Source organism: Acidobacteriota bacterium, assembly GCA_020853395.1.
Lineage (GTDB): Bacteria > Acidobacteriota > Vicinamibacteria > Vicinamibacterales > SCN-69-37 > JADYYY01.
The window spans coordinates 57,420-84,379 of record JADYYY010000015.1; the positions used below are offsets into that span (position 1 = coordinate 57,420).

Annotated in this window: 20 protein-coding genes; 10 read left to right on the plus strand and 10 right to left on the minus strand. The window is 69.1% G+C overall.

The genetic code is table 11. The annotated features are described in order from the left end of the window. Positions 1–38: 38 nt before the first annotated feature. Positions 39–908 carry a manganese catalase family protein gene (locus IT184_14270; GenBank protein MCC7009968.1) on the minus strand — a complete coding sequence of 290 codons (870 nt, stop codon included), beginning with the start codon at positions 906–908 and terminating at the stop codon, positions 39–41. 416 nt (positions 909–1,324) lie between these two features. Between IT184_14270 and treY the strand changes: the two genes are divergently transcribed. Beyond that, entirely contained in the window at positions 1,325–4,003 is a 2,679-nt protein-coding gene (gene treY / locus IT184_14275; protein ID MCC7009969.1) for a malto-oligosyltrehalose synthase, read from the plus strand. Between the two features lie 95 nt (positions 4,004–4,098). Next, positions 4,099–6,210 (plus strand): glycogen debranching protein GlgX, encoded by a 2,112-nt coding sequence (gene glgX, locus IT184_14280; GenBank protein ID MCC7009970.1) that lies wholly within the window; start codon positions 4,099–4,101, stop codon positions 6,208–6,210. 18 nt (positions 6,211–6,228) lie between these two features. On the opposite strand, the gene IT184_14285 is transcribed toward glgX, so the two are convergent. Then, positions 6,229–7,260, minus strand: a complete 1,032-nt coding sequence (locus IT184_14285) for a HAMP domain-containing histidine kinase (GenBank protein ID MCC7009971.1) — start codon at positions 7,258–7,260, stop codon at positions 6,229–6,231. A 22-nt stretch (positions 7,261–7,282) separates the two neighbouring features. After that, positions 7,283–7,801 carry an isoprenylcysteine carboxylmethyltransferase family protein gene (locus IT184_14290; protein MCC7009972.1) on the minus strand — a complete coding sequence of 173 codons (519 nt, stop codon included), beginning with the start codon at positions 7,799–7,801 and terminating at the stop codon, positions 7,283–7,285. 435 nt (positions 7,802–8,236) lie between these two features. Between IT184_14290 and IT184_14295 the strand changes: the two genes are divergently transcribed. Next, positions 8,237–8,494, plus strand: a complete 258-nt coding sequence (locus IT184_14295; GenBank protein MCC7009973.1) for a GlsB/YeaQ/YmgE family stress response membrane protein — start codon at positions 8,237–8,239, stop codon at positions 8,492–8,494. Between the two features lie 163 nt (positions 8,495–8,657). After that, positions 8,658–10,016 carry an amino acid permease gene (locus tag IT184_14300; protein MCC7009974.1) on the plus strand — a complete coding sequence of 453 codons (1,359 nt, stop codon included), beginning with the start codon at positions 8,658–8,660 and terminating at the stop codon, positions 10,014–10,016. An 8-nt stretch (positions 10,017–10,024) separates the two neighbouring features. Here IT184_14300 and IT184_14305 read toward each other — a convergent pair whose 3' ends face one another. Together IT184_14305 and IT184_14310 are read right to left on the minus strand one after the other, a co-directional pair. Beyond that, complete coding sequence (locus IT184_14305) at positions 10,025–12,031, minus strand: hypothetical protein (GenBank protein ID MCC7009975.1); 2,007 nt, start codon at positions 12,029–12,031, stop codon at positions 10,025–10,027. Positions 12,032–12,072: 41 nt separating this feature from the next. Beyond that, a complete protein-coding gene (locus IT184_14310) occupies positions 12,073–12,840 on the minus strand; it encodes a DsbA family protein (GenBank protein MCC7009976.1) in 768 nt (255 codons plus the stop codon). A 129-nt stretch (positions 12,841–12,969) separates the two neighbouring features. Between IT184_14310 and IT184_14315 the strand changes: the two genes are divergently transcribed. Further along, the gene (locus IT184_14315) at positions 12,970–13,983 is read left to right on the plus strand and encodes a YncE family protein (GenBank protein MCC7009977.1); all 1,014 of its coding nucleotides are present in this window, start codon (positions 12,970–12,972) and stop codon (positions 13,981–13,983) included. A 34-nt stretch (positions 13,984–14,017) separates the two neighbouring features. Here IT184_14315 and IT184_14320 read toward each other — a convergent pair whose 3' ends face one another. Further along, positions 14,018–14,494 (minus strand): YbaN family protein, encoded by a 477-nt coding sequence (locus IT184_14320; GenBank protein ID MCC7009978.1) that lies wholly within the window; start codon positions 14,492–14,494, stop codon positions 14,018–14,020. Positions 14,495–14,717: 223 nt separating this feature from the next. On the opposite strand from IT184_14320, the gene IT184_14325 reads away from it, so the two are divergent. Beyond that, positions 14,718–17,108 (plus strand): PQQ-binding-like beta-propeller repeat protein, encoded by a 2,391-nt coding sequence (locus tag IT184_14325; GenBank protein MCC7009979.1) that lies wholly within the window; start codon positions 14,718–14,720, stop codon positions 17,106–17,108. A gap of 129 nt (positions 17,109–17,237) precedes the next feature. Here the strand turns inward: IT184_14325 and IT184_14330 are convergent, their stop codons facing one another. Then, positions 17,238–18,086 carry a sugar phosphate isomerase/epimerase gene (locus IT184_14330; GenBank protein MCC7009980.1) on the minus strand — a complete coding sequence of 283 codons (849 nt, stop codon included), beginning with the start codon at positions 18,084–18,086 and terminating at the stop codon, positions 17,238–17,240. Positions 18,087–18,211: 125 nt separating this feature from the next. Between IT184_14330 and IT184_14335 the strand changes: the two genes are divergently transcribed. Continuing rightward, complete coding sequence (locus IT184_14335; GenBank protein ID MCC7009981.1) at positions 18,212–19,150, plus strand: ThuA domain-containing protein; 939 nt, start codon at positions 18,212–18,214, stop codon at positions 19,148–19,150. A gap of 24 nt (positions 19,151–19,174) precedes the next feature. Here the strand turns inward: IT184_14335 and IT184_14340 are convergent, their stop codons facing one another. Both IT184_14340 and IT184_14345 read right to left on the minus strand, forming a co-directional pair. Further along, positions 19,175–20,071, minus strand: coding sequence for a DUF1080 domain-containing protein (locus IT184_14340; GenBank protein MCC7009982.1), 897 nt, complete (start codon positions 20,069–20,071; stop codon positions 19,175–19,177). A 37-nt stretch (positions 20,072–20,108) separates the two neighbouring features. Next, positions 20,109–21,158 (minus strand): DUF3616 domain-containing protein, encoded by a 1,050-nt coding sequence (locus IT184_14345; GenBank protein ID MCC7009983.1) that lies wholly within the window; start codon positions 21,156–21,158, stop codon positions 20,109–20,111. 99 nt (positions 21,159–21,257) lie between these two features. Here IT184_14345 and IT184_14350 point away from each other — a divergent pair, with 99 nt between their 5' ends. Next, positions 21,258–22,049, plus strand: a complete 792-nt coding sequence (locus tag IT184_14350; protein MCC7009984.1) for an MgtC/SapB family protein — start codon at positions 21,258–21,260, stop codon at positions 22,047–22,049. A gap of 8 nt (positions 22,050–22,057) precedes the next feature. Here IT184_14350 and ychF read toward each other — a convergent pair whose 3' ends face one another. After that, a complete protein-coding gene (gene ychF, locus IT184_14355; protein MCC7009985.1) occupies positions 22,058–23,161 on the minus strand; it encodes a redox-regulated ATPase YchF in 1,104 nt (367 codons plus the stop codon). A gap of 92 nt (positions 23,162–23,253) precedes the next feature. Here ychF and IT184_14360 point away from each other — a divergent pair, with 92 nt between their 5' ends. Further along, positions 23,254–24,684, plus strand: coding sequence for a glycoside hydrolase family 140 protein (locus tag IT184_14360; GenBank protein MCC7009986.1), 1,431 nt, complete (start codon positions 23,254–23,256; stop codon positions 24,682–24,684). A gap of 63 nt (positions 24,685–24,747) precedes the next feature. Next, entirely contained in the window at positions 24,748–26,493 is a 1,746-nt protein-coding gene (locus IT184_14365; GenBank protein MCC7009987.1) for a PQQ-binding-like beta-propeller repeat protein, read from the plus strand. The last annotated feature ends 467 nt before the right edge of the window (positions 26,494–26,960 follow it).

Consider the following 26,960-nt stretch of genomic DNA (forward strand, 5'->3'; position numbering starts at 1 on the left):
ACGCGCGAACGGCAGCGCTGCAATCGTCGTTGGCCGCCCTACGCCGTTGGTGTCATCGGACCGCGCGGCGTACCGTGGAGGCGGGGATCGACAGCACCCGGATAGGGTTCCTCGCCCATCGGCTCGGCGGGGCTGACGACGGTGAACTCGCCGCGGCCGTCCGGTGAGAGGCCAGCCAGCCATCGCGCCTCGTAGGTGACGCCGTTCGAGCAGTTCCAGTACTGATACGCGACCGCGCGGTTCTCCAACTCGGACGACAAGCTGTGTGGCACCGGCATCGATTCCAGGCCGTCGTGCTGCAGCTCCTCGATCGCGGCGAGGAACTGGTTCTGGTGCATCGTGTCGCGCGCGATGAGGAACGAGAGCATGTCGCGAACGCCGGCGTCGCCGGTCAGCTCGTACAGGCGCGCGAGCTGCAACCGGCTCTGGCACTCCGCCGTCACGTTGAAGTGAAAGTCGGCCATGAGGTTGCCGCTCGCGATCGTGTAGCGCGACGTCCACGGGTAGCCGGCGCTGTCGGTCGCCGAAGCGCCGCCGCCGGTGACGATGACGTGTTGGGGGTTCATGCCGGCGAGCAACACGTCGCTGACGGTCGCCCCGCCCATGATGCCCCGAAGCGCGGGATCCTTCGCCGCGGCATCCGTGGCATCGACCGGCGACTTCTCCAGCAGCCTCGCGATCATCGTCGCGACCATCTCGACGTGGGCGATCTCCTCCGTGCCGATGTCGAGCAGCATGTCGCGGTACTTGGCGGGCCCGCGGCAGTTCCAGCCCTGGAAGAGATAGCTCATCATGAGGCTGATCTCCCCCCATTGGCCGCCGAGCGCCTCCTGCAACTGGCGGGCGAACAGCGGATCCGGACGATCGGGCTTCGCGTTGTACTGCAGCTTCCGATTGTGGTGGAACATCCGGATCTCCTTTGATCAGTCCGAGGGGCTTCGCCCCTGCGGGCTCCCCGACGCGCTCACTCGCGGGGGCCCCCAAGGCCCCGCGCCGTTCGCGCGGGCTCGCTCGCGTGGCTCGCTCGCGCGCGGCCTCTCGCGCAGGTCTCCAGAGACCGTTAGTGCAACGCCAGTGCCACGGAAACGGAGACGGACCTGAGGCAGCGCCGGGTCTGCGCCTCTCGGCGAGGATGAATGTGAGCGCCGGCAGGGTCGTTCTGCCCAGCGTGCAGAGCGCGCTCGCGCCAGAAACGCGAGACAACTGGGCATGGGTTTGGCACCGCGCTGCGATGGCATCGCAGCGCGTGGTCGTCGAGGCGGTCTACGTGAACCGCCGGCGGGCGCGCGACAGCGGCTTGGACCGGCCTTGACCCGACGCGACGATGACGCCACCGACCGATGAGTCGATCCCGTTGTCCGCGACCTATCGCCTGCAACTCCAGCCGCGCTTCGGGCTGGACGCCGCGGCGGCAATCGCGGACTACCTCGCCTCGCTCGGCATCACGCACGCCTACTGCTCGCCGTATCTGCAGGCCGCGTCCGGCAGTACTCACGGCTACGACATCGTCGATCACGGCCGCGTGAACGACGAGCTCGGCGGGGAGCCGGCATTCTGGCGGTTCGTCGAGGCGCTCCGTGCGCACGGCCTCACGCAGGTCGTGGACGTCGTGCCGAACCACATGGCGGTGTCGACGGGGAATCGCTGGTGGGCCGACGTGCTCGAGAACGGACCGTCGAGCCATTTCGCGTCGTACTTCGACGTCGATTGGGACCCGCCGGAGGCGCGCCTGCGCAACCTGGTGCTGCTGCCGGTGCTGGCCGACCATTACGGTCGCGTGCTCGAGAACGGCGAGATCCGGCTCGAGCGCGACGGCGCGAGCTTCTTCGTGATCTACGGGTCCGATCACCGATATCCGCTGAGCGCGAGCTCGCTCGGGCCGCTCCTCGGGCCCGCGGCGCGGCAAGCAGGGTCCGACGTCCTGGCTGATCTCGCCGATGCGTTCAGCGCCCTGCCGCGGCCAACCGCCACGGACCGCGCCAGCGTGCGCCGGCGGCATCGCGACAAGGAGGTCCTGCACGCGGCCCTCGATCGGCTGTTGCGCGACGAGGCGGCCGTGGCCGCCGCGGTGGACGAGGTCGTCCGCGCGACGAACGGGGATCCGGACGCGCTGCACACGATACTGGAGCTGCAGAACTACCGGCTCGCCTGGTGGCGCAGCGCCGGGCGCGACCTGGGGTACCGGCGGTTCTTCGACGTCAACACGCTGATCGGTCTGCGAACCGAAGACGAGCAGGTCTTCGAGGACATCCACCGTCGTGTGCTCGACTGGGCGCGCGGCGGTCTCGTCGCCGGCCTTCGGGTGGATCATCCCGACGGCCTGAGGGATCCCCAGGAGTACTTCGAGCGGCTGCGCGCCGCTGTGCCCAACGCCTGGATCATCGCGGAGAAGATCCTGTCGCGGGGTGAGACCCTGCCCGCCGAGTGGCCCGTGGCCGGGACGACGGGCTACGACTTCCTGAACCTCGTCACGCGGCTGTTCGTCGATCCGTCGGCCGAGGCGCCGCTCACGCAGTTCTACGCCGAGTTCACGGGCGAGTCGACCGACTATGGGCGCATCGCGCACGACAAGATGCTGCTCGTCGCGCGCGACGTCCTGGGCAGCGACGTCAATCGCCTCACGGGGCTGCTCGTGGACATCTGCGAACGCCATCGCCGGTACCGCGACTACTCCCGGCATCACCTGACGGACGCGATCCGGGAGGTCATCGCCTGGCACCCCGTCTACCGCACGTACGTCCGGCCTGCCGCTTCATGGGTGCGCGAGTCGGACCGTCGCGTCATCGAGGCGGTCACGCGCGCGGCGGCGGCCGAGCGTCCTGATCTCGAGCCGGCGCTCTTCGAGTTCCTCCGGGCACTGCTCGCGCTCGAGATCACGGGTCCGCTCGAAGCCGAGTTCGTCTCACGCCTGCAGCAGACGACCGGGCCCGCGATGGCCAAGGGTATCGAGGACACGACGTTCTACGTCTACAACCGCTTCATCGCGCTCAACGAGGTCGGCGGCGATCCGACGCAGTTCGCCGTGAGCGTGGACGCGTTCCACGCCGCGTGCCGCGACGCACAGGCGAGCCGGCCGCGCTCGATGCTCGCGACGTCCACGCACGACACGAAGCGGAGCGAGGACGTGCGTGCGAGGCTCGCGCTCCTCTCCGAGTGTCCCGTGCGCTGGAGCGAGGCCGTGCGCCGCTGGTCGAGCATGGCGAATCGCTATCGCACCGGTCAGCGGCCCGATCGGAACACCGAGTACTACCTCTACCAGACGCTCGTCGGCGCATGGCCGCTCTCGCTCGAGCGGGCGGTGACGCACATGGAGAAGGCTGCGCGCGAGGCGAGACTGTACACGTCCTGGACGTCACCCGACGCGCCGTACGAAGCGGCACTGCGCCGGTTCGTCGAGGGTGTGTGGCAGGACGCCGACCTCATGGAGGACGTGCGAGCGTTCGTGGCGCCGCTCGTACGCCCAGGATGGATCAACTCGCTGTCGCAGACGCTCCTCAAGCTCACGTGTCCTGGGGTGCCGGATGTCTATCAAGGCTGCGAGCTCTGGGCGCACACGCTGGTCGATCCCGACAACCGCGGGCTGGTGGATTTCGACCTCCGCCGGCAGCGGCTCGCCGAGCTCGACGGCCTCACGCCAGACGCCATCTGGCGGCGCGCCGAGGACGGCCTGCCGAAGCCGTGGATCATCCGCGAGGCTCTGCGTCTTCGCCGCGAGCGCCCGCAAACGTTCGGCCCATCGTCCGAGTACCTGCCGCTCGCCGCGACGGGGCCGCATGCTCATCGCGTGCTGGCCTTTCGGCGCGGAACCGACGTCGTCGTGGCCGTCCCGCGGCTCGTGCTCGGTGATCCGATCGGTGAAGGCGCGCGCCTCGCGTTGCCGCCGGGCGAATGGAGGAACCGATTCGATGCCGATGCGCCGATCGCCGATGAGGTCGACTGCGCCCGGTTGTGGCGGACGTTTCCCGTTGCCCTCCTCGTTCGCTGCGTCGCCCGCGAGCTCTGACGCTCCGAGACGCACGCGCGTTACACACCGGCGGCCGGCCTCCGATTCCCACGGTGGCCCGAGATGTGCAGTGGCGCACGCCGGTTTCTTTCGGTATGGCAAAGCGTCCATTCGTACGGCCCGGCGACCCGCTGCCACTCGGCGCGTCGTGGGATGGCCACGGCACGAACTTCTCGGTGTTCTCGGAAGTCGCCGAGCGCGTCGAGCTCTGTCTGTTCGACGCCGCCGGCGCCGAGCGGCGCGTCTGTCTGCCCGAACGCACGGCCTTCTGCTGGCACGGCTACATCCCCGGCATCGGGCCGGGTCAGCGGTACGGGTTTCGTGTTCACGGGCCGTGGGATCCGGAACGGGGCCTGCGCTGCAACCCTGCGAAGCTGCTCGTCGATCCCTATGCCCGGGCTCTCGACGGCGACGTCGCCGCGCACCCGTCGATCTTTCCGTATCCGGCCGGCGGCGACGATCTCGTCCGCGACGAGACCGACAGCGCGCCGTACATCCCGCACTCGGTCGTCGTCGACGATCGGTTCGACTGGGGCGACGACGCGCCCATCGGCCGCAAGCTCAACGAGACCGTCATCTACGAAGTGCACGTCAAAGGATTCACGAAGCGCCACCCCGACGTGCCTGAGCCGCTGCGTGGCACGTACGCCGGGCTCGCGCATCCCGCCGCGCTCGAGCACCTGCGGTGGCTCGGTGTCACGGCCATCGAGCTCCTGCCGATCCACCAGTTCCTGCACGAGCCCCACCTGCTCGATCGCGGCCTCCGCAACTACTGGGGCTATCACTCGTACGGCTACCTCGCGCCGCACCGCGAGTACGCCTCCTGCGAGGATCCGGCCGGCGCGGTGCGCGAGTTCAAGGAGATGGTCAAGGCCGTGCACGCCGCCGGCCTCGAGGTGATCCTCGACGTGGTTTACAACCACACGGCGGAAGGCAATCACCTCGGCCCGATGCTGTGCCTCAAGGGCTTCGACAACCTGGCCTACTACCGCACCGTCGAAGGCCAGCCGCGCTACTACATGGACTACACCGGCACGGGCAACAGCCTGAACATGCGTCATCCGCACGCCCTTCAACTGGTGATGGACTCGCTCCGCTACTGGGTGCAGGAGATGCACGTCGACGGCTTCCGGTTCGACCTGGCGTCCACGCTGGCGCGCGGCCTCTACGAGGTGGATCGGCTGTCGGCGTTCTTCGACATCATCCATCAGGATCCGACGCTCAGCCGCGTGAAGCTCATCGCGGAGCCGTGGGATCTCGGCGAGGGCGGATACCAGGTGGGCAATTTCCCCGTGCGCTGGTGCGAGTGGAACGCGAAGTACCGCGACGCGGTCCGCGACTACTGGCGCGGCGAGCCGGGGAAGCTCGGCGAGTTCGCGAACCGGTTCACCGGCTCGTCGGATCTGTACGAGGCGGATGGCCGGCGCCCGTACGCGAGCCTCAACTTCGTCACCGCCCACGACGGCTTCACCCTGCGCGATCTCGTCTCCTACAACGAGAAGCACAACGAGGCGAACGGCGAGGCGAACGGCGACGGCGAGTCCTTCAATCGGTCATGGAACTGCGGCGCGGAAGGCCCGACCGGCGATCCCGACGTCAACCGCCTGCGCACCCACCAACAGCGCAATTTCCTGACGACGCTGTTGCTGTCGCAGGGCATCCCGATGCTGCTCGGAGGCGACGAGCTGGGCCGCACGCAGCAGGGCAACAACAACGCCTACTGCCAGGACAACGAGATCTCCTGGTTCGACTGGGAGCACGTCGATCGCGATCTCATGGACTTCACGCGCCGGGTGATCGCGCTGCAGCGCGATCACCCCGTGTTCCGGCGCCGTCGCTGGTTCACCGGCCAATCGCCGCGCGGCCGCGGGCTGGGCGACATCGCGTGGTTCCGGCCCGACGGCCAGGAGATGACCGATCAGGATTGGCAATCCGACTTCGCGCGCTCGTTCGCCGTCTTCCTCAACGGAGACGCCCTCGGCGATCGCGACGATGAGGGCGTGCCGTTGCGCGACGGCCGGTTCCTGCTGCTGTTCAACGCGCACCACGAGCCGCTGGAGTTCACGATCCCCGCGGCATCGTTCAGCGCACGCTGGGCGGTCGTGATCGACACGTCCGACGGCCGCGAGCCGTCACGTCGCTACGCCGCGGGCGACGTCGTCTCGGTCTCGGCGCGATCGATCGAGGTCGCGTGCGCCGAGCGGTGAGCCGGAGCGGCCGGGGCGTCATGCGGTCGACCTCGGCGATGGCGGCGGCGGGCCGCAGGCGTCGGGCCACCGCACATCGGTCAGCGCCGGCAGCCTGATCGCGATCGCCGACGCGTCGTCGAGGCACGCGCTGGACGCGTCGACGGATCCGCCGTGCCGTTCAGCCAGTTCCTTGACGATGGCGAGCCAGAGGTTCACGCCGGTGTGCTCCCGTGCGGCCGCGACGTCGAATGGCTGGCAGCGCTCGAACGGGCGTGCCACGTCCGACGCGATGCCGATGCCCGTGTCGGCGACGTCCACGCGGTAGTCGGCGCCCTCGCGCGCCACCATCACGCTGATGACGCCGCCGGTCTGGGTCGAACGCACGGCGTTGGACAGGAGCGTGCTCATCACACGCTGGAGGCGATCGCGATCGCCGGTGATGTAGCAGGGTTCCTCGGGCAGATGGACGTCGAGCACGATGTACTTCGCGTGCGCCGGGGATCGGACGCTGTCGATCGCCGCCCGGATCGGCGTCCGCAGGTCGACGAGATCGAACGTCAGGTCCGTCGTGCCGGTCACGACGTTCGACACATCCGCCAGCTCCGCGAGCACGCGCCCAAGGTTCTGCGCGTTTCGCGCGATCGCCGCAAGGCCGCGAGAGCACGCCGGGTCGTCCTGCGAGGCGCTGAGGAGCTGGGTCCATGCGGTGATGCCCTGAAGCGGCGCACGCAGGTCGTGCGACATCGCCGAGAGCAGCGCGTCCTTGGCACGGTGTGCCTCGCGCTCCTGATCGAGGAGCGCCTCGCGTGTCCGAAGAGCCTGCTGCGCGTCGTCGAGCTCTCGGCGAAGCGTCTCCGCATCCGAGATCGTGCGGGCGCGATCGGCGGTGAGCCGCCGGATGTGCCAGACGCCGGCGAGGCCGGCGGCGAGCGCGCCGGCCACGATCGCCGGGCCGACGCCGAGACCAAAGAGCGCGCCGGCGGCGGCCGCCGGAGCCGCGAGCGCGCCGAGCACGAGCGCGGTGGCGGGATGCGGCGTGCCGAGCCGTGGGTCGAAGCGGTGCATCATCGCGTCTCTGCTCCAGTCAGCCTCACAGCCATCGCGGCACGCGGCGGCAATACGCGTCGTACTCCGCGCCGAAGCGCCACCGCATGTACCGTTCTTCCCGCGCGATCACGATCGACGTCAGCGCGACGATCACGACCGGCAGCAGCACGAGCGGCCACGCCGAGTTGAGCCACGACGTCGCACCGAGATAGATCGCCACGCAGCCCACGTACATCGGATTGCGCGACCATCGGTACGGGCCGTGGTGCACCACGCACGTCGCGGCGCGCTGGAGCAGGATGCCGGTGCGCGCGCGTGCGAACGTTTCCATGCCCCACGCGAACCATCCGGCGCCCAAAGCGACGAGCGCGACGCCGCTGGCGACCATCAGCCAGGACGCTTCGTCGGGCGTGAGCGGCCACGGATGGCGCCGGTCCCACCACCATCCGCCCACGATGCCCAGGGCGAAGAGCGACAGCGGCGGCACAGGGGTGCCGGGCCCGCGATCGGTCGCCGACTCGTGTTGCCGCGCGGCGCGTGGAGGCACGAGGTGAGAAGCCATAGAAGGTCCGGTCACGGCAGCGGAGTGCAAGAGCCTAGCCACGGCCTAGCCGGGAACGCGGCCGCCGGCAGCATCTCCTTCGGTCGATCGGGTCACCGTGCCGTTGCGAATCGCCGGATACTCTCGGCGCGTCGCTAGCCACCCTGAGGCGCGCGGCGCCCGGTTCGGACCGTCCACCAGGCGGCTCACGACGACGCTGGGCTGGCTCAGCTCTTGCTTTTTGCTCGCCCGCAGTGCAAGGTCAAAGCACGCGGAAACATGAGCGACGGTGCAGGGCGGCGCCCGCCATCGCGACGGTGCCGAGGCATCGCGGCCGTGCGCACGCCGCGCGTCGTCGTTCACGGGGCTCACGGGCACAGAGCGAGGTTCGTCGTCCAGCACGACGCCGCCGATGGGCGGCGCGTCCAGTTCACCCTTGCAGAAAGGATGTTGACCATGTTCGGCATTCTGGGATGGATCGTCTTCGGCCTGATCGTCGGTGTCGTCGCCAAGCTGCTGATGCCCGGACGTGATCCGGGCGGCATGATCGTCACGATCCTGCTCGGCATCGTCGGCGCCGTGCTCGGCGGCTTCCTCGGGCGCGCCATGGGCCTCTACGGTCCGGGCGATCCGGCGGGCTTCATCATGTCGCTCGTCGGCGCCCTCATTCTTCTTTTCCTCTACCGCATGATGGCCGGACGACGAACGGTCTGACGTCACGCCGCGCTCGAGAAAGGGGGCAGGAGCGACGCTCCTGCCCCCTTTTCCCTTTTCCCTTTTCCCTCCTTTTCCTTTTTCCCTCTCCCCTCCCTTTTCCCTCTCCCCTTCACCTTTGCCCTTTGCCCTCTGCCCTTTGCCCTTGTACGATTTCGCCTCCATGTCGACGACGCTGACGCGAAGGTTCGGACTGCTGCAGGCCACGGCGCTGAACATGATCAACATGATCGGCATCGGGCCGTTCATCACGATCCCGCTGCTCATGACCGCGCTCGGCGGGCCGCAGGCGATGCTCGGATGGGTCGTCGCGCTGGCGATCGTGATCTCCGACGGCATGGTCTGGAGCGAGCTCGGCGCGGCGATGCCGAAGTCCGGCGGGTCGTATGGGTACCTGCGCGAAGCCTTCGGGCGGGAGACGTTCGGCCGCCTGATGGCCTTTCTCTTCGTCTGGCAGTTCGTGCTGAGCGGGCCGCTCGAGATCGCGTCGGGCTACATCGGGTTCACGAAGTACCTCGGCTACATCTGGACCGGCCTGACGCCCGGCCAGATGCTGCTCGTCGCCGCCGGCGTCGGCGTGCTGAACGTGGTGGTGCTCTACCGGCGCATCACGTCGATCGCGAAGATCACCGTGGCGCTCTGGATCGGCACGCTCGTGGCCACGTTGGGCGTGATCGTGACCGGCATCGCGCACTTCGATCCGAAGGTCGCGTTCGACTTCCCGCCGGGCGCCTTCAACTTCTCGCTCGGGTTCCTGTTCGGCCTCGGCGCCGCGGCGCGCGTCGGCGTCTACGACTATCTCGGCTACTACAACGTCTGCTACATCGGCGACGAGGTGAAGGATCCCGGCCGCGTGATCCCGCGGTCGATCGTGATCAGCACCGTGGCGGTCGCGCTGATCTACCTGATGATCAACCTGTCGATCATCGGCGTCGTGCCGTGGCGCGACTTCGTGCCGGCGTCAGCGCATCCGGAGTCGGACTTCGTCGTCTCGACGTTCATGGAGCGCATCTATGGGCACGGGATCGCCAGCGGGTTCACCTGGCTGATTCTGTGGACGGCGTTCGGCTCGGTGTTCGCCCTGCTGCTCGGCTACTCGCGGATCCCGTACGCGGCGGCCGAAGACGGCTACTTCTTCAAGGTGTTCGGCCGGCTCCATCCCACCGGCGGGTTCCCGTACGTGTCGCTCCTCGTGCTCGGGGCCATCTCGATCCTCTGCAGTTTCGTCTCGCTCGGCATGGTCATCGACGCGCTGATCGCGACCCGCATCCTCGTCCAGTTCATCGGCCAGATCGGCGGGCTGATCGCACTGCGGCGCCGCCGGCCCGACATGCCGCGGCCGTACCGGATGTGGCTGTACCCGCTCCCCGCGCTCGTCGCGCTGTTCGGCTGGATCTTCGTGTTCGCGACGACCGATCCGACGGTGATCGTCTTCGGTCTCGGATTCCTCGTGCTCGGCATCGTGTGCTTCCTCGGCTGGTCGAAGCACAGGGCGCAGTGGCCGTTCCAGGCCGCCGCGTAGGCGGCGCGCTACTGGACGGGTTCGCCGAGCCGCGCGCGCCGCTCGCGCAGCAGCGCGTCGGTCGCCGGCGTGCCGTCGAGCAGCAGGTGGCCGATCGCGTCACCGCCGCCGTCCGACAACGGTTCGACGACGACCACATCGAAGCCGCCGCGGAGGGCGAGCGGCGGCACGTCGCCGTAGTGCACGGCGAGCCCCTGCGGCCGTCGATGTTCCGGGACCGCGCCGATCTCGACCGCGCCGACGTGCTGATTGCGCTTCAGGAACACCAGCCGATACGAGGCGCTGGCGGTCAGGCTCACCTCGTAGTAGCGGCGGCCGCCCTCGTCCTCGCACGACACCGCGAGCGGCCCCGTCAGCCGCCGCACGCCCGGCGCGTCGATCGCGGTGCCGTTCTCCTTGACGTCCGCGAGCGAGTCGAGCGGCACGAGCGCCCGCTCGTGGCGGTAGTACGGCACGTTGACGAGCGCATCGTACCGGCCCGTCGTCATGCCGGCGATCGCCCGAAGGCGCTCGGGTGCGAGGAGACGCCGGCCTCGCGTGATCAGGCGGATCCGATCGTAGAACTGCTTCAACGCGGGATCCGTGAGCAGGTTCGCATCGCTCGCGAGGCTCGCTTCGTAGCCGTCCGGGATGGTCCGCCGCAGGTGCCCGATGCGCCATTCGTCGTTGTAGACGGCCGGGAGGCGAGCGAGCAGGGGATCGGTCAGCGCGCACTCGTCGAGCACGTGCACGAACGGCCCCTGCTCGAGCCCGGCCGCGCCGGCGAGCCCGCACACCGGCACGACGCGCGGCCGGATCGCCGCGCCGGTGTTCATGGGCCAGCCCGGGCTCCGGAACGTCCGCCGATCGCCGCGGACGACCGATCGCTCCTTGAAGTACGTGCCGCGCTCGTCCACGATGCCGCTCTTGCGGATGCCGGGATCGTCGAACCGGCTGTCGTTCAGCAGCGGAACGTGCGCGGCGCTGAGCCCGACGGCCACGAGCACCGTCGTCGCGGCGACCCAGAACGCCTGCGGCCGGTCGGCCATCCATCCGACGATCAGCGCCGAGGCGAGCAGCGGCGCGGAGAAGAACCGGCCGCTCATGAAGTCGCCCCCGATCGAGACGACGTACACGAGGTAGAGCGCGATGCCGACGGCGAGCAGGCGTGCCACGGCGTGGCGCGCGGACAGGCCGAGCAAGACGGCGAATGCCGTCGCGACGAGCGTGAGCGGATCGCGGTCGATCGAGTCGGCCGCGTAGAGCCACCCTTGCGTCCACCGCGGTCCGAATCCGATGCCGGCGCCGAGCTTCGCGTACGCCGTGTTCGGAAACGGGAACCCGTAGTAGACGAGCGAGAACAGCGTCCACGCGAGAGCCGGTGTCGTGCCGATGGCCGCCGCTCGCGCGACGCGCGCTACCGAGCGCGCCCGGAGCGAGCCGAACACGACGAGCGGCGCGCCGATCAGCACGAGATCCGGTCGCGTCAGGTACAGCAGCGACTCGATCGACCAGAGCGTGGCCAGCGAGTCGGCCCACCCGCCGGGGACACCTTCACGATCGCAGTGCTCGGCACGCATGGCCCCCAGCACGAGCGCGACGATGAGCGCGTGCGACAGCGGGTTCTCGAGACCCGACGTCGAGTAGTCCACGAACGCGTTGGAGAAGAGCAGCACGACGCCGGCGGCCGCGGCCTGCGCCGCGGTCGTCGCGCGCGTGAGCACGAGCCACACGACCGCCACCGACAGCGCGCCGGCGAGCGCGAGCGTGCCGAGCAGCAGATTGCCGCCGACGAGATAGGCCAGCGTGACGAGCAGCACCCACAACGGGTGCGTGAACGCCTGCACACGCTCGGCGATGTTGTACGTCAGCCCGAACCCGTGCGTGACGTTCAACACCGCGCGCAGCGAGATCAGCATGTCGTCGCCGATCCACGCCGTGCGGACCAGCACCGCGGCGAACACGATGACGACGAGCGCCGCGAGCAACCGCGGCAGCGGCGCCGGCCTGGCTGGGGATGGGGCCTCGGGCGACACAGGGCGCGAATTGTAGACCGAAGGCCGAGGGACGGAGACGTTCAGCGTGCCCGGGCCGCGGCGGCGGCGATGGCCTGCTCGAAGACGGAGAACGGCTGGGCGCCCGTGACGGCCGTCAGCAGTCGCACCTCGTCGGTCGCCGGGTCTCGCAGTCCGACGAAGAACGACGGCGTACCGTTGGCGCCGAGCGACTTCGCCAGCTCGACGCTCTGCCGCACGCCGGCGGTCGCGCGGCCGCTCGCGAGGCATTCGCGCAACGACGGCACCGACAGGCCAGCCTCCGTCGCGCGTGCCTCGATCCCCGCGTCGTCGTGCGATCCGGCGCGGCTGAACAGCCGCGCGTGCATCTGCCAGAACTTGCCCTGCTCGGCGGCGCACCTGGCGGCCTCGTGCGCGCGGATGGCCGCCGGGTGCAGCTCATCGATGGGGAAGTCCTTGAACACGTAACGGATCCGCCCGGTCTTGATGTACTGCGTCTCGATCTGGGGCATCGTCTGCGTGAAGTGCCGCAGGCAGAAGGGGCACTCGTAGTCGGAGAACTCGACGAGCGTCACGACCTGGTCGGCGGGACCGAGCGCCGGCGCGCCCGCGACGTCGATGGTCGTGCGGCCGCGCGCCGTGTCGAAATCGGTCTGGAGCTGCGCGTGCGACTGCGAGAGCTTCGCCAGCTCCTGGCGCGTCTCGTACCAAACGAACAGCGACAGCACGATCGACACCACGGGCAGGACGATGGTCCAGGCGACGCGGGGAGGACGGCGGGTCGCCGAGCCGGGCTGGGATGGAGGACCGGATCCTTGCGCTGACGCCACGAACACGCCTCCCGACGGCAGGGTCTCGCGCCGTCGGCCGATTGTACGTCGCGGCGAGATGCCGGAACGAACCGATGGCGGCGGCCGTCTCAACGAGACACGGCAAACGCATCTGCAGAGGAGTCGCGCATGTCGTCAGCCGCAGGTCCGTTCGCCCACATGCTGCCGTCCGTGCTCACGTTGACGCTGATCGCGGGCGTCGGCGCGGCCGGCCCCGCGACCGCCCAGGTGCCCGGCTTGTCCGGCACGCTCATCGTCACCAACAAGACTCCCGGCACCGCGACCATCCTGGACGTCGCGAGCGGCCGCACGCTGGCCACGGTGCGAACCGGCCAGGGCCCGCACGAGATCGCGCTGTCGGCAGACGGGCGTACGGCGGTCGTGACCGACTACGGCGCGGGCCGCACGTTGACCGTCGTCGACGTGCCGAGCCGGACGGCGAAGACGATCGATCTCGGCCAAGCCGGCCGTCCGCACGGCGTGGCGTTCCTCCCGGGCGACCGCCTCGTCGCCGTGACGAACGAGGCGAGCCGCAACGTCGCCATCGTGGACGTCGTCGACCGGCGCGTTCGCGCCCTCGTTCCGACCGAGGCAGGCGGCTCGCACATGATCGGCGTCACGGCGGACGGCAGGCGCGGATACACCGGGAACATGAGCGGCCACACGGTTTCCGAGCTCGATCTGGTGAACGGCGCGTTTCTCCGGACATTCGACGTGCCTGCGACGCCGGAGGCGATCGACGTCACGCCGGATGGCAGGGAAGTGTGGGTCGGGAGCAACGGCACGGGACGCGTGAGCGTGCTCGAGCCCGGCACCGGCAGCGTGACCACGGTCGTCGACGGCATGCGGTGGCCGTATCGGATGCTCTTCACGCCGGATGGCCGATACGTGATCGTGCCGGATCCGACGCTGCACGAAGTACGGTTCCTCGACCGCGCCGCGCGGCGCGAGGTCGCCCGCCTGTCGATCGCGGGCGCGGCGCCGCAGGGCGGGACGCTCACGCCCGACGGGCGGTATCTGTTCCTGTCGCTCAGCGCTCAGGCCCGCGTGGCGATCATCGACCTCGGCAAACGCGCGATCGTGGGCTATCTCGCCGCCGGTCCCACGCCCGATGGCGTGGCGTACGCGCCGCCGACGAACTGACCCGAAGGGCAACGGCGTTCGGACGGCCGCCGGGTTAGGTCGACGTCCCGGTGGGCGTCACGCCTGCGGCGGGCTTGCGGGCATAGAGGAGGATCGTGGCCGTGCCGACGAGCGCCGCGCCGACGATCGCGATGGCGACCCACGGGCGCAGGCGGCCGGCCACCGACAGCACCAGCAGGCTGACCGCCACGCACGACCACATGGACGCGAGCGCGGTCACGACCGCCCGCGTCGACATGCCCCGTCCCTCGTCGAGCACCTTCATGTAGCGTGCGAAAATCGGCACGCGAAGCAGCCGCTGCTCGAGCCACGGGCAGCTCCGCGTGAAGCAGTACGACGCGACGATCAGAAAGATCGTGGTCGGCAGTCCCGGCACGAACACGCCGATCCAGCCGACGCCGACCGACACGACGCCGACACCGGCGAACGTGAGCCGCCGCAGATCGCGGGTCCACGACATCGGCTGGGCGTCGGGCGGACAGGTCTCTGGGGTCGAGATCGCGGGCTTCATCGCGGACGATTCATCTTAATCCCGGGCGCCGTCCGGCTCGACGTGGCGTTGTGCCCGGCTGCGGCCCGCCGCTCGAGGGCTGCTGGATTGGCCGTCCTCCCCCATTCGTGATTTACTGTGCGATGCAGAACAGGCGGGCGTAGCATGGCGACCCTTCCGGCCCCGCAGGGGCGGCCGGCGCGGCGCGTTCGTGTTCGACCCGAATCGCAGAGGGATACTTGGTATGAAATCGACCAGTCGCACGTTTTCGGTGACGGCTGCCGCACTCACGGTCGCCACCGTCTGTCTGGGCGCGCTGACAGCGGCACAGCAGCAGAGCAAGGGGCTGCCGGGCGCCAACAGCTCGAACTTCCGGCCGTTCAATCAGATCACGAAGGCCAACGTGAGCCAGCTCCAGATGGCCTGGTTCTACCCGTATGGCGCGCCGACGTTCAGCCCGGTCTACGCGAACAACATGGTGTACGGGCTGGGACGCAACAACTCCGCGCTCGTGGCGCTCGATGCGACAACGGGCAAAGAGGTCTGGGTGCACGAAGGGCTGAACGGCATCACCAGCAAGGGCATCAACTACTGGGAGAGCGCCGACGGCAAGGATCGCCGGCTGATCTTCGCCGTCGACAGCTTCCTGCAGGAGATCGACGCGACCACCGGCAAGTCGATTCTCTCCTTCGGCACGAACGGCATCACCGACATGCGCGTCGGGCTTCCGCGCGCGGAAGGCACGAGCCTGCGCGTGATGCCGGCCAGCCCGGGCCGCATCTGGCGCAACACGATCATCTTCGGCGGGCAGGCCGGCGAGCAGATCATGACGCCGCCCGGCGACATCCGCGCCTACGACGTGCTCACGGGCAAGCTCGTCTGGCAGTTCCACACCGTGCCGCGCCCGGGTGAGTTCGGCTACGAGACGAACCCGCCCGACGGTTGGAAGTACATCGGCGGCGCGAACAACTGGGGCGAGATGTCGGTCGACGACGAGCGTGGGATCGTCTACATCCCGACCGGCTCGGCGACCGCCGACTTCTGGGGCGCCGACCGCCACGGGCAGAACCTCTTCGCGAACTCCCTGCTCGCCCTCGACGTCCGCACGGGCAAGCGGCTCTGGCACTTCCAGACGGTTCACCACGATCTGTGGGACCTCGACAACGTCTCGGCGCCTCAGCTCGTGACGGCCAACCACAACGGCCAGCGCGTGGACGTCGTCGCCCTCGCCGGCAAGACCGGCTTCCTCTACGTGTTCAACCGCCAGACGGGCGCGCCGATCTGGCCGATCGAGGAGCGCCCGGTGATGAAGGGCGAGGTGCCCGGCGAGTGGTATTCGCCGACGCAGCCGTTCCCGACGAAGCCGCCTGCCTTCGCTCGCCAGTCGTTCACCGAGGACGACGTGAACCCGAACCTCCTCACGAAGGAGGAATACGAGGCTCTCAAGCTGCGCGTGCGCAACGCGCGGAACGGCACGGGGCCGCAGGGCGGCCTGTTCGTGCCGACACAGCTCAACGGCGACTCGATCTCGATGCCCGGCAACCAGGGCGGCTCCAACTGGGGGACGACGGCGGGCGATCCGCAGCGAGGGTTCGTCTTCGTCGCCGGCGTGAACCAGGTGGCGGTGCTCCGCGTGAACGACATCGAAGATCCCGCGCTGGCGCAGGGCCGCCGCGGTGGTGGCGGCGGCAATCAGGTGAACATGGGCCAGGTGAACCAGGGCCAGCGGGCGTTCGCGCAGTACTGCGCGGCGTGCCACGGCGCTGACCTCAAGCCCGCGATTCCCGGCGTCCCGTCGCTGCTCGGCGTGAACGATCGGATCGACGAAGAGAGCATGCGCGTCATCGTCTCCGAGGGCCGGAACAACATGCGGCCCATCCTCGACGTGACCAACGAAGACATCCGCGCGATCTACGCGTGGCTGACCGTGATGAACCCGGCGGGCCGCGGCGGTGCGGGCCGTGGCCGCGGCGCGGGTGTGCCGCTTCCGCCTGGACCGGTCGTGGCGAGCGGTGGCGCGCCAAAGCCGGCGCTGCCCGCGCGCTACGGCGGGCCGTTCTTCCCGGGCGTCGGCGGCACGACCGGCAACATGCCGTGGCCGACCGACGTCGACGCGGCCAAGCTGACGAAGCGCTATCAGTCGGGCTACAACGTCATGGCGACCTCGACGAAGCCGCCCTACACGACCATCACGGCCTACGACCTGAACACCGGCGACATCAAGTGGCAGGTGCCGAACGGCGACGATCCGGCGACGGTCGAGCGGACCACGACCGGCGGACCGTGCGACGCGGCCGTTCCCTGCACGACCACCGGCGTGCACGACACCGGCGGCGTCGGCGCGCGCAACGGCATGATCGTGACCGGAACCGGTCTGCTGTTCCAGAACGGCAAAGACGGCTGGGCGCGTGCCTACGACGTGGACACCGGCAAGGTGCTGTGGAAGGGCAAGACCGCCGGCCAGTCGATCGGCATCCCCGAGATGTACATGTCGAACGGCCGCCAGTACATCGTGTTCATGTCGCCGCCCGTGACCCCTGGCTCGGTGGCCGGTGCGCAGGGCGGCGGCAACAGCGCCGCCCCCGTCAACCCGACCGGGCCGTACGGCTACATCGCCTTCGCGCTGCCGAGGTAAGGCGAGAGACGCTCAGGCTCCTCCACCGCGCTGGCGCCGGTCATCGACGAGTGACCGGCGTCAGCGCGGTTCTGGCGCCGACCTCGACGCCATCCCGCCCCGAGCGAGTGCCGGCTCGCTGCCAGCCAATCAAGACCGTGAAGCGATCTGCCGTCGAAGGAAGCGGATGCCGTCGAACGCGATGGATTCCGGCGACGGCTCGATGTCGCGCCAAATCGCGGCCGCGGCGCTCAGATCGCCCAGCGCGAACCCGAAGCTCTCGATGACCAGCCACCCGTCGTAGCCGATCGCCCGGATCGCGGCGAAGACGTCGTCCCACTCGACGTGCCCGGAACCCGGCGTGCCGCGGTCGTTCTCGCAGGTGTGGATGTGCTTGACGTGGCGGCCGACGCGGCGGAGCCCTTCGGCGATGCTCTTCTCCTCGATGTTCGCGTGGAACGTGTCGAAGAGGACCCCCACCGATGGATGGGCGACGGCGTCGCAGAGCGCCGCGGCATCCGCCGCGGTGTTGAGGAAGTACGTCTCGAAGCGGTTCAGCGGCTCGATCGCGAGCGTCACGCCGCAGGCATCGAGCGTGTCGGCGACCGACTGATAGCCCTCGACGGCCCTGCGCCACTCGTCGTCGGTCCGGCGCCGGCCGGGCAGTTCGCCGACTGGGCAGTACAACGGGCCGGCGAGCATTGTCGAACCGGCCTCGGCCGTGGCTTCGATTGCGTCACGGAGATGCTGGAGCGATCGGGCCCGCACGGCGACGTCCTCGGCGATGAGGCTGAGGCCGGGCGTGAAGGCCGAGGTCACCGTGCACTCGAGGCCGTTCGTGCGGCAGGCGTCACGGATGACGCGGGCTGCGAAGGTCGCCGGCCGAAAGAGCGACACCTCCACGCCGTCGAAGCCATGCGCTTTGATTCGCGGCAGCACGCCGACGTGCGCTTCGGTGAACTCCGCCGTCCAGATGTACGTCGTCACGCCGCACTTCATGCGCGCATCATACTGTCGATGCCCGGCGGCACGGCGCGAGCCGCCGTGCCCAGGCTTTCGAGGATCCGATCGCCGATGCTCGAACGGCCCCGAGGTGATGCTCTAATAGCTACACAGGAGTCCCCATGAGACCGCTTCGGTTCGCAGCCGGCTGTGTGATCCTGCTCGTGTGTCTGGTGGCCGCAGCGTGGGTCGCCACCGTGAGCGGCGCGGCGGACGCGCGCATCGTGATCGTCGCGGGCAAGCCGAGCCATCCGCCGGGCATGCACGAGTTCCGGGCCGGTTCGCTGTTGCTCCAGAAGGCGCTGGCGGGCGTCAAGGGCGTGACCGTGGACGTCTACGCCAACGGCTGGCCGTCGAAGACGGTGAACGGCCAAACGGTGGACGATAGCGCCGCGCTCGACGGCGCGGCGGCCGTGCTGATCTACGCGGACGGTGGCGCGGGCCATCCCGCCATTCAGCGCGACCACATGGCGATCGTCGACGCGCTCGCGGCCAAGGGCGTCGGCCTCGGGTTCGGTCACTACGGCGTCGAGGTGCCGGCGGGGGCGACCGGCGAGGCGATGCAGCGCTGGATCGGCGGCTACTACGAGACGAACTACTCGGTGAACCCGATGTGGGCGCCCGCGTTCAACAGCTTCCCCCGCCATCCGGTCACGCGCGGCGTCGCGCCTTTCAGCAACCACGACGAGTGGTACTTCAACATGCGCTGGACGCCCGACCAGGCGGCGCGCGCGCGCATGACGCCGATCCTGACCGCCACGCCGAGCGACGACGTGCGCAAGGGGCCGTACGTCAGCCCGAAGGGTCCGTATCCGCACGTCATCGCGGACAGCGGCAAGGTCGAGACGATGATGTGGGTGTACGAGCGGGCGAATGGGGGCCGCAGTTTCGGCTTCACCGGCGGCCACACGCACGCGAACTGGGGCGATCCGAACCAGCGTCGCGTCGTGCTCAACGCGCTGCTGTGGATCGCCCGCGTCGAGGTCCCGCCAGGCGGCGTGCGGGATGCGATCACGGCCGCAGACCTGACGACGAACCTCGATCCGAAGCCGCAGCGGTAGGGCCGCGGCGGCTTCGCGCCGGCGCTACGCGTACTCCTTCGGGATCGCGGCGATGGGCCGGATCCGGATGTCGCGGTAGAAGAGCTCCGCGCCTTCCGACTGCAGGATGAGCGGCCCGGACGTCACGGAGGACGGCACGGCGCTGTTGATCTGCATCGGCCCGTAGAGACGCATCACGACCTTGCCGTTGACGATGTGGAGCGCCTCCTCGCCGAGGCAGACGAGCTCCACCGTGTTCCACTCGCCCGTAGGCTTCTCGGCGTCGGGCATCTTGACGCACCGGCCCGAGAAGCCCGGCATCTGCGTGAAGTAGGTCCAGTCGCCGGCCGGGTCGTACTCGAACACGGCGGGCGACGTTCCGGGACGCGGCTTCGCACGCACGGCGATGGCGGACCCCACGGCGTACAGATCGCCGACGTCGTGCTCCTGGATTTGCAGCTCGATCGAGCGCGCCCACGTGCGCCCCTGCGCGCCGGGATCCGCGTGCACGTGGTAGAGCAGCCCGCTGTCGCGCGCGGTCGTGGCCGCGTCGCGCGGCGGCCACTTCTTCTGTCCCCACTTGAACTGCAGCGTCAGGTGATAGTCGCGGAACGATCCCTTCGTCCGCAGCTCACCGAACACTTCACCGGAGACGCGGATGGCTGGACCTCCGTCGATGTCCCGCGCCACGGTGAAGATGTCGAGCGGGTCGCGATTGGCGCCGATGGGCTCGAGGTAGGTGCCCTTGGCGTCGCGCTTCAGGCCGGGCACGTTCGACGTCGGCTCCGGCCTGGCGAGCCAGGTCGTCCACTCGCTGAGATCCCGTCCGTTCCAGAGCGGCGTCCAGCCGCTCTGGGCCGGCTGCTTCGTGAAGGCCGCGGCGCCAAGGGTGCCGAGCGCCAGCGCGCCAAAGTCCCGCCGCCCTATCCGTGTCGGTCTCATCGGGGCCTCCCGTCGCGAGTTGTCCGGAGCGCCGCCATCATACCGCGTGGCCGCGCGCCGAGGCGTTGCTCCGCGCGGCGCTGCGCCGCGATGGCGTTCGCTCCGGATGGTGGAGCCGCGGGTCGTCGCCCCAGAGCACCTGGTACCCGCCGCGGTCGTCGACGAACACCATCGCCTCGCGTCCGCCGATCGTTCCCGGCGTGACACCCTCGACGCGGAAGCGCGGATCGAACCGTACGCCGGGAAAGCGCGTGAGCCGGCCTGTGGGCGAACCGTCCCACGCGCACAGCTCGAACGGCACCTTGTCGCCGCTCCGTGCGTTGCCGGTCACGATCAGCACGCGATCGTGGGCCGCGTCGTACTCCAGCGTCCGGATGCCGCGCTCGCCCCGATCGTGGGATTCGAGATCGAGCAGCACGGGCGGCAGCATCTCGAAGCGGCTCAGGTTCCAGGGCCCGCCGATGCGACCCACGCGGACGCGCAGGACGACGGGCCGGCCGTCGATCACGGGCGTGCGGATGCCGAAGAGCAGCTCGTTCGTCTTCGGATTCCACGCTAGCCCTTCGACGTTCAGCCCGCCGTCGTCCGGAATCCGCATCTGGCTCTTGCGCCAGCGCTTTCCCAGGTCCGGCGTGTGTTCGTAGAGCCATGACCTGAAGCCGGGGATGATCTCGGCCTGGTGATCGCGGCCAGTGCCGAGGGTGACGCGCAGCAGGCTCTCCCGTTCGATCGCGCGGCGGCCGCGCCGGCTCTTCAACGCCGCGCGCCGCCGTTTCACTTTCAGGCTGAAGGACGTCGCCAGCACGAGATAGCGGCGCGACTCGTCGGCCGCGAGCGCCATCCCTTCGAAGTCGTCGTAGAACTGCGGCGAGACGCCGCTGATCGTGTGCCGGAGGAGCCGTCCGTGGAGCAGGCCCCTGCGGTTGAGCCGCATCTCGAAGAGCGTGTCGCTCACGTTGTTGTCGCAGAAGAGGAACCGGCCGTCGCCGAGGGCGACGACTTCCGAGGCGTTCGGCGGCTCGGCCACCTTAGCGTCGTCGAACGGCGACGCCGAGATTGGCCGGACGAGGGCTCGGGTCACGCGCACGACGCGATTCTACAAGGGCAAAGGGCAAAGGGCAGAGGGCAAAGGAAAGAGGGAAAAGGGGAAAAGGCGAAAAGGGAAAAGGCCCTTATACTTCGCGCCATGCTTCCCCAGCGGAGAATCCCAGCGTTCGTCCGCGCGATGCTGGTTGGTCTCGTCGTCGCGTCCGCCGCGTGCGGCGCGGTGGTCGTGGCGCAGGGCGGCGGCGCGGCGCAGCCGCTACCGGGCGGCGCGGCCGTCGAGCAAGGGATCGACGCCGCGCCGGGCCCCGGCATGCAGGAGCTGCACGAGGCGTTCATCCGGTTGCCGCTCGCTGCTGCGCTGGGAGCGGTGCTCGCCCTTCGGCCACGGCACCGGGCGCGCACGCGCCGCAATGCCCTCGTGATCCAGACGCAGATCATGCTGGCCGTCGTCGGCGCGGTGATCATGCTGGTGGTCGGCCAGAGCCTTGCGCGCGCGTTCGGCATCGTCGGAGCCGCGAACCTGATCCGCTATCGATCCACGATCGACGATCCCAAGGATGCGGTCGTCATGCTCTGCGCGCTGGCGGCAGGGCTCGCGGCTGGCGTCGGTCTGTACCGCCTGGCGCCGTTCGCCACGATCTTCATGGCGGCGACGCTCTGGCTGGTCGAGTACTTCGAGCCGGCCGCACGGCGCCGATACGAGCTGAAGGTGGCGGTCAAGGATGCCGGTGCGTTTCGTCCCAGGCTCGAAGGCGCGTTGACGGGATTCGCGCTGCCGTTCGAGCTCGTCGGCCAGTCGGACGAGGAGCTGACCTACGTCGTCCATCTCCCGCCCGATGTGCGGACGTTCGACGTCGCCGACACGATCCGCGTGCTCGCCGCCGGCGCCGAGATGTCGCTCGAGTGGGACGAGAAGCGAAGCAAGGACTGACGCGCGCGTCAGACGTTGAACTTGAACAGCATCACGTCGCCGTCCTCGACGACGTAGTCCTTGCCTTCCATGCGGTAGAGGCCTTGCTCCCGCGCGGCCGCGACGGACCCGCAGCGGACGAGGTCGTCGTACGCCACCGTTTCGGCCTTGATGAACCCGCGCTCGAAATCCGAATGGATGACGCCGGCGGCCTTCGGCGCCGTGTCGCCCGCGTGGATCGTCCAGGCGCGCACTTCCTTCTCGCCCGCGGTGAAGAACGTCCGCAGCCCGAGCAGCCGATACGTCGCGCGGATGAGGGCGCCCACGCCGCTCTCCGATACGCCGATCTCGGCGAGATAGGCCTGCGCCTCCTCGGCCGACAGGTCCACGAGGTCGCTTTCGATCTGCGCGCTGATCACGACCGCTTCGCACGAGAGGTGCCGGCCGACGTACTCGCGCACCTGCTGAACGGCCGCGAGCCGGTCGGCGCCCGCGAGGTCGGCCTCCTTGACGTTGCAGGCGAAGATGGTCGGTTTGTCGCTCAACAGGAACAACGGTGCCGAGAGCGCGCGCTCCGCCGGCGTGAGGTCCACGGTGAGCGCCGGACGGCCGGCATCGAGCGCCGCCTGGATCCGCGCGAGCACGGCTTCCTCCGCTGCCGCCGACTTGTCTCCGCGCTTGATGTCCTTCCCGAGCCGTTCGCGCCGTTTCGTCACCGAATCCAGATCCGCGAGCATCAGCTCCGTGTTGATCACCTCGATGTCGCGCACGGGATCGACGCTCCCCGAGACGTGGTGCACGTCCGGATCCTCGAAGCAGCGGACGACCTGGATGATGGCGTCGACCTCGCGGATGTGCGTGAGGAACTTGTTCCCCAGCCCTTCTCCCTGGCTCGCTCCCTTGACCAAGCCGGCGATGTCCACGACCTCGATCGCGGCCGGGATGACGACGTCGGTCTTCGCGATGCGGCGCAGCGGCTCCAGCCGCGGATCCGGCACCGTGACGATGCCGACGTTGGGGTCGATCGTGCAGAAGGGATAGTTCGCCGCTTCGGCGTTGCGGGTACGCGTGATGGCATTGAACAGCGTGGACTTGCCGACGTTCGGCAGCCCGACGATTCCGGCTCTCAACATGTGGCCTCGACGGGAACAGGCAAACCCTGAACTCTAGCACGTGGCTCGAGACGGCTCGCCGTCGCGTCCGGATTCCTGTATCGTTCGCCATCATGCCAGCCTGTCGCGCGTTCTGGTCCTGGGTCGGCATCGTCGTCCTCGGCGCGGCGTCCGCTGCGGCACAGGGGACGCTGCCGCGGTTGAAGGTCTCGGAGAACGGACGATTCCTCGTGACCGATGCCGGCTCGCCGTTCTTCTGGCTCGGCGACACCGCGTGGGAGCTGTTCCACCGGCTGAATCGAGAGGAGGCGGTCCGCTACCTCCAGAACCGCGCCGACCGCCGCTTCACCGTCGTGCAGGCGGTGGCGCTGGCCGAGCTCGACGGGCTGAACACGCCGAACGCGTACGGCCACCGGCCGCTCCTCAACGACGATCCGTCGACGCCGGACGTGAAGGACGGTCCGGACGACGACTACTGGGACCACGTGGACTTCGTCGTGCGGGAAGCCGCGCACCGCGGCATCTACGTCGGCCTGCTGCCCACGTGGGGCGACAAGTGGAACATCCGCCGCGGCGCCGGGCCGGAGGTGTTCACGCCCGGCAACGCCGAGACGTACGGCCGGTGGCTCGGCGCACGGTATCGCGACGTGCCGAACATCATCTGGATTCTCGGCGGCGATCGGCCGGTCGAGAACGACGTGCACCGCGAGATCACGCGGGCGATGGCGCGCGGCCTGCGCGCGGGCGACGCCGGCGGGCATCTGATCACGTGGCATCCGAGCGGCGGCCAGGGATCGGCGCAGTGGTTTCACGACGAAGCGTGGCTCGACGTGAACATGCGCCAGAACGGCCACACGCCCGAGTTCACGGGCCGCTACGATCAGACCGCGGCCGATTACGCCCGCACGCCGATCAAGCCCGTGGTCGACGGGGAGCCGATCTACGAAGACCACCCGGTGTCGTTCAATGCCGCGAACCTCGGACACTCGATCGCGAGCGACGTCCGGCGGCCGCTCTACTGGGATCTCTTCTCCGGTGCGTTCGGCCACACGTACGGTCATCACTCGGTGTGGCAGATGTGGGCACCGGGGCGTCAGGGGATCAACAACCCGCTGATGCCCTGGTACGACGCGATCGATCAACCCGGCGCGGCTCAGATGCAGCATGCGCGGGCGCTGCTGGAGTCGCGGCCGTTTCTCTCGCGCGTGCCCGATCAGGACGTCATCGTCGCCGGACCGGTGCCGACGGCCATGCCCGGCGCCGGCCGCTACCACGTCGCGGCGACGCGCGACGCGAACGGCGGCTACGCGATGGTGTACGCACCGGTCGGGCGGCCGTTCACGGTGAGGATGTCGAAGGTCACCGGCGCAACGATCACGGCGTGGTGGTTCGATCCACGGACGGGCCGCGCGATGCGGATCGGGAACGTCCCGAACGCCGGCGAGCGAACGTTCACGCCGCCGGATCCTGGCGAGATGATCGACTGGGTGCTCGTGCTCGACGACGCGTCGAAGGGATTCGGCCCGCCTGGGGTGCGGCGTTAGAGCCTTCGCGAGCTCGCGCCGTGCGCGTTGCGATACTGCCGCCTGCCACTCTGGAGCCGCCTCATGATTCCTCACGCTTTGTCGAGACTGACGCTGACAGTGCTCTTCGTTGGTGCGGCACTGTGGACCGCGCGTGGACAGGGCAATCTCGCTGCCCCACCCACCGCGGACTTCCCGTTGCCTGGCGGCAATTTCGGCAACCAACGGTACTCGACACTCCGGCAGATCACGCCGGCGAACATCGGCCGGCTCGGCGGCGCCTGGACCGTGAACGTGATGGACAAGACGCCGGGCAGCCTGCAGGGCACGCCCATCGTCATCGACGGTGTGATGTACATCCCGGCCGAGCCCGGCGGCGGCGTCATGGCTCTCGATGCGGCGACTGGTTCCGTGAAGTGGAAGCGCCGGCCTGAAGAGGGCGGCGGCCGCAGTGTCAGCCGCGGCGTCGCAGTCGGCGGGGGCAAGGTGTTCGCCTCGGCCGGCGGGAGCACGCTGATGGCGCTCGACGCGAAGGACGGCTCGACGTTGTGGAAGATTGCGTTTGCGGAGGCCGGCGCGACGCTGGCGCCGCCCATTTACCACAACGGCCTCGTCTACATCGGCATCGCCGGCGGCGAATCCGGCGTGCGAAGTTTCTTCGGCGCGTTCGACGCGAACACCGGGAAGGAAGCGTGGCGCTTCTTCCTCGTTCCCGGCCCCGGTGAAAGGGGCAATGAGACGTGGGAGGGCGAATCCTGGAAGCGGGGAGGCGCGCCCGTCTGGACGCATCCCGCGCTCGATCCCGCCCTCGGTATGGTCTACGTCGCGACCGGCAACGCCTGGCCCGACTTCGATGGCTCGGTGCGCGGCGGCGACAACCTCTTCACGGCGTCCGTCGTCGCGCTGGATCTCGAGACGGGAGCCTACAAGTGGCACTTCCAGGAAGTGCATCACGACGTGTGGGACTACGACAACGTCGTCTCTCCCGTGCTGGCTGACATCATGTACCAGGGGCAGCCGCGCCGCATCCTGATGCACACCGGCAAGACCGGGTTGATGTACATCCTCGACCGAGTCACCGGTGAACCGCTCATCGGGATCGAGGAGCGTGAGGTTCCGCAGGAGCCTCGCATCAAGACGGCCCGGACGCAGCCATTCCCGATTGGCGATTCGTACGTGCCGACCTGCCCTGAGCCGGCCAGCGTGCCGGCAGGGATGAAGAGCGGCTGCATCTTCACGCCGTACTTCGACGAGCCCGTGGTGATCGCGCCCGGCACGCAGGGCGGCATGACGTGGGCACCGATGAGCTTCAGCCCGGCCACGAACCTGCTCTACGTGCCGGGATCGATCATCCATTCCGCCTTCACGCACCAGGGCAGCTTCTCGCGGCCTCCGATGGCCTCGCGCTCGGGCACGCTGACCGCGATGAATCCGGCGACCAACCGGATTGTGTGGCAGAAGAAGGTGAAATACCCGATTGGAGGCGGCAGCGGGCTCTTGAGCACCGCCAGCGGGCTCCTGTTTCATGGTGAGCCCGACGGGCGCATCATCGCCTGGGACATGAAGAACGGCGATGAGCTGTGGTCTTTCCAGACCGGCGCGGGCGCGAACGCGCCGGTGGTGAGCTACGAAGTCGGCGGTGAGCAGTACGTCGCGATTCTGGCTGGCGGCACGCGCGGCTATCAAATGTCAGCGCCCGGAGACAGCCTGTGGGCGTTCAAGCTCGGCGGCACCGTCCCACCGGCACCTGCGCCGCCCGAACCACCGACGGTCGAGCCGATGCGTGGCGGCGGTCGCGGTGGAGCCGCACCAGCAGGCGGGCGGCAATAGGCACGAGCCTCAGGGGTGGTGATGGCATCGACGTCGCCCACGGCGGCTGTCAGCGCCGCGAGTGCCTTGCCGGCCGGTGATGCGTCGGACACAACGCTCGGTGCGTCACGCCGACATCCGGGATCTTCAGGAACATCTCGTATCGTTGCTTCACGTTGCGAGCCATGCTGTTGCCTCCTTGGGCGGCATGGTCGCGCCGCTCGCACCTGAAGTCCTGAAGGTGTCCCTGAATCACTCTGAATTCTGCGCCGCAGCGGCGCCTTACCGTGGATCGCTCGCCGCTCACCGTCGATCGTTCGGTGCTCACCGCGCTGCACTGGCGGCAGAAGGCGCATGCGCGGCTTCCAGCGCGCCGATCTTTCCTCCTGAATCGTGCGAATTCGCCGCTGAACCGCGCCGCGGGCAACCGGAACCGTGCCAACGCGGCGGCGACGCGTGCGTCAGCGGGGAGTGGACCTCAGTTGGTG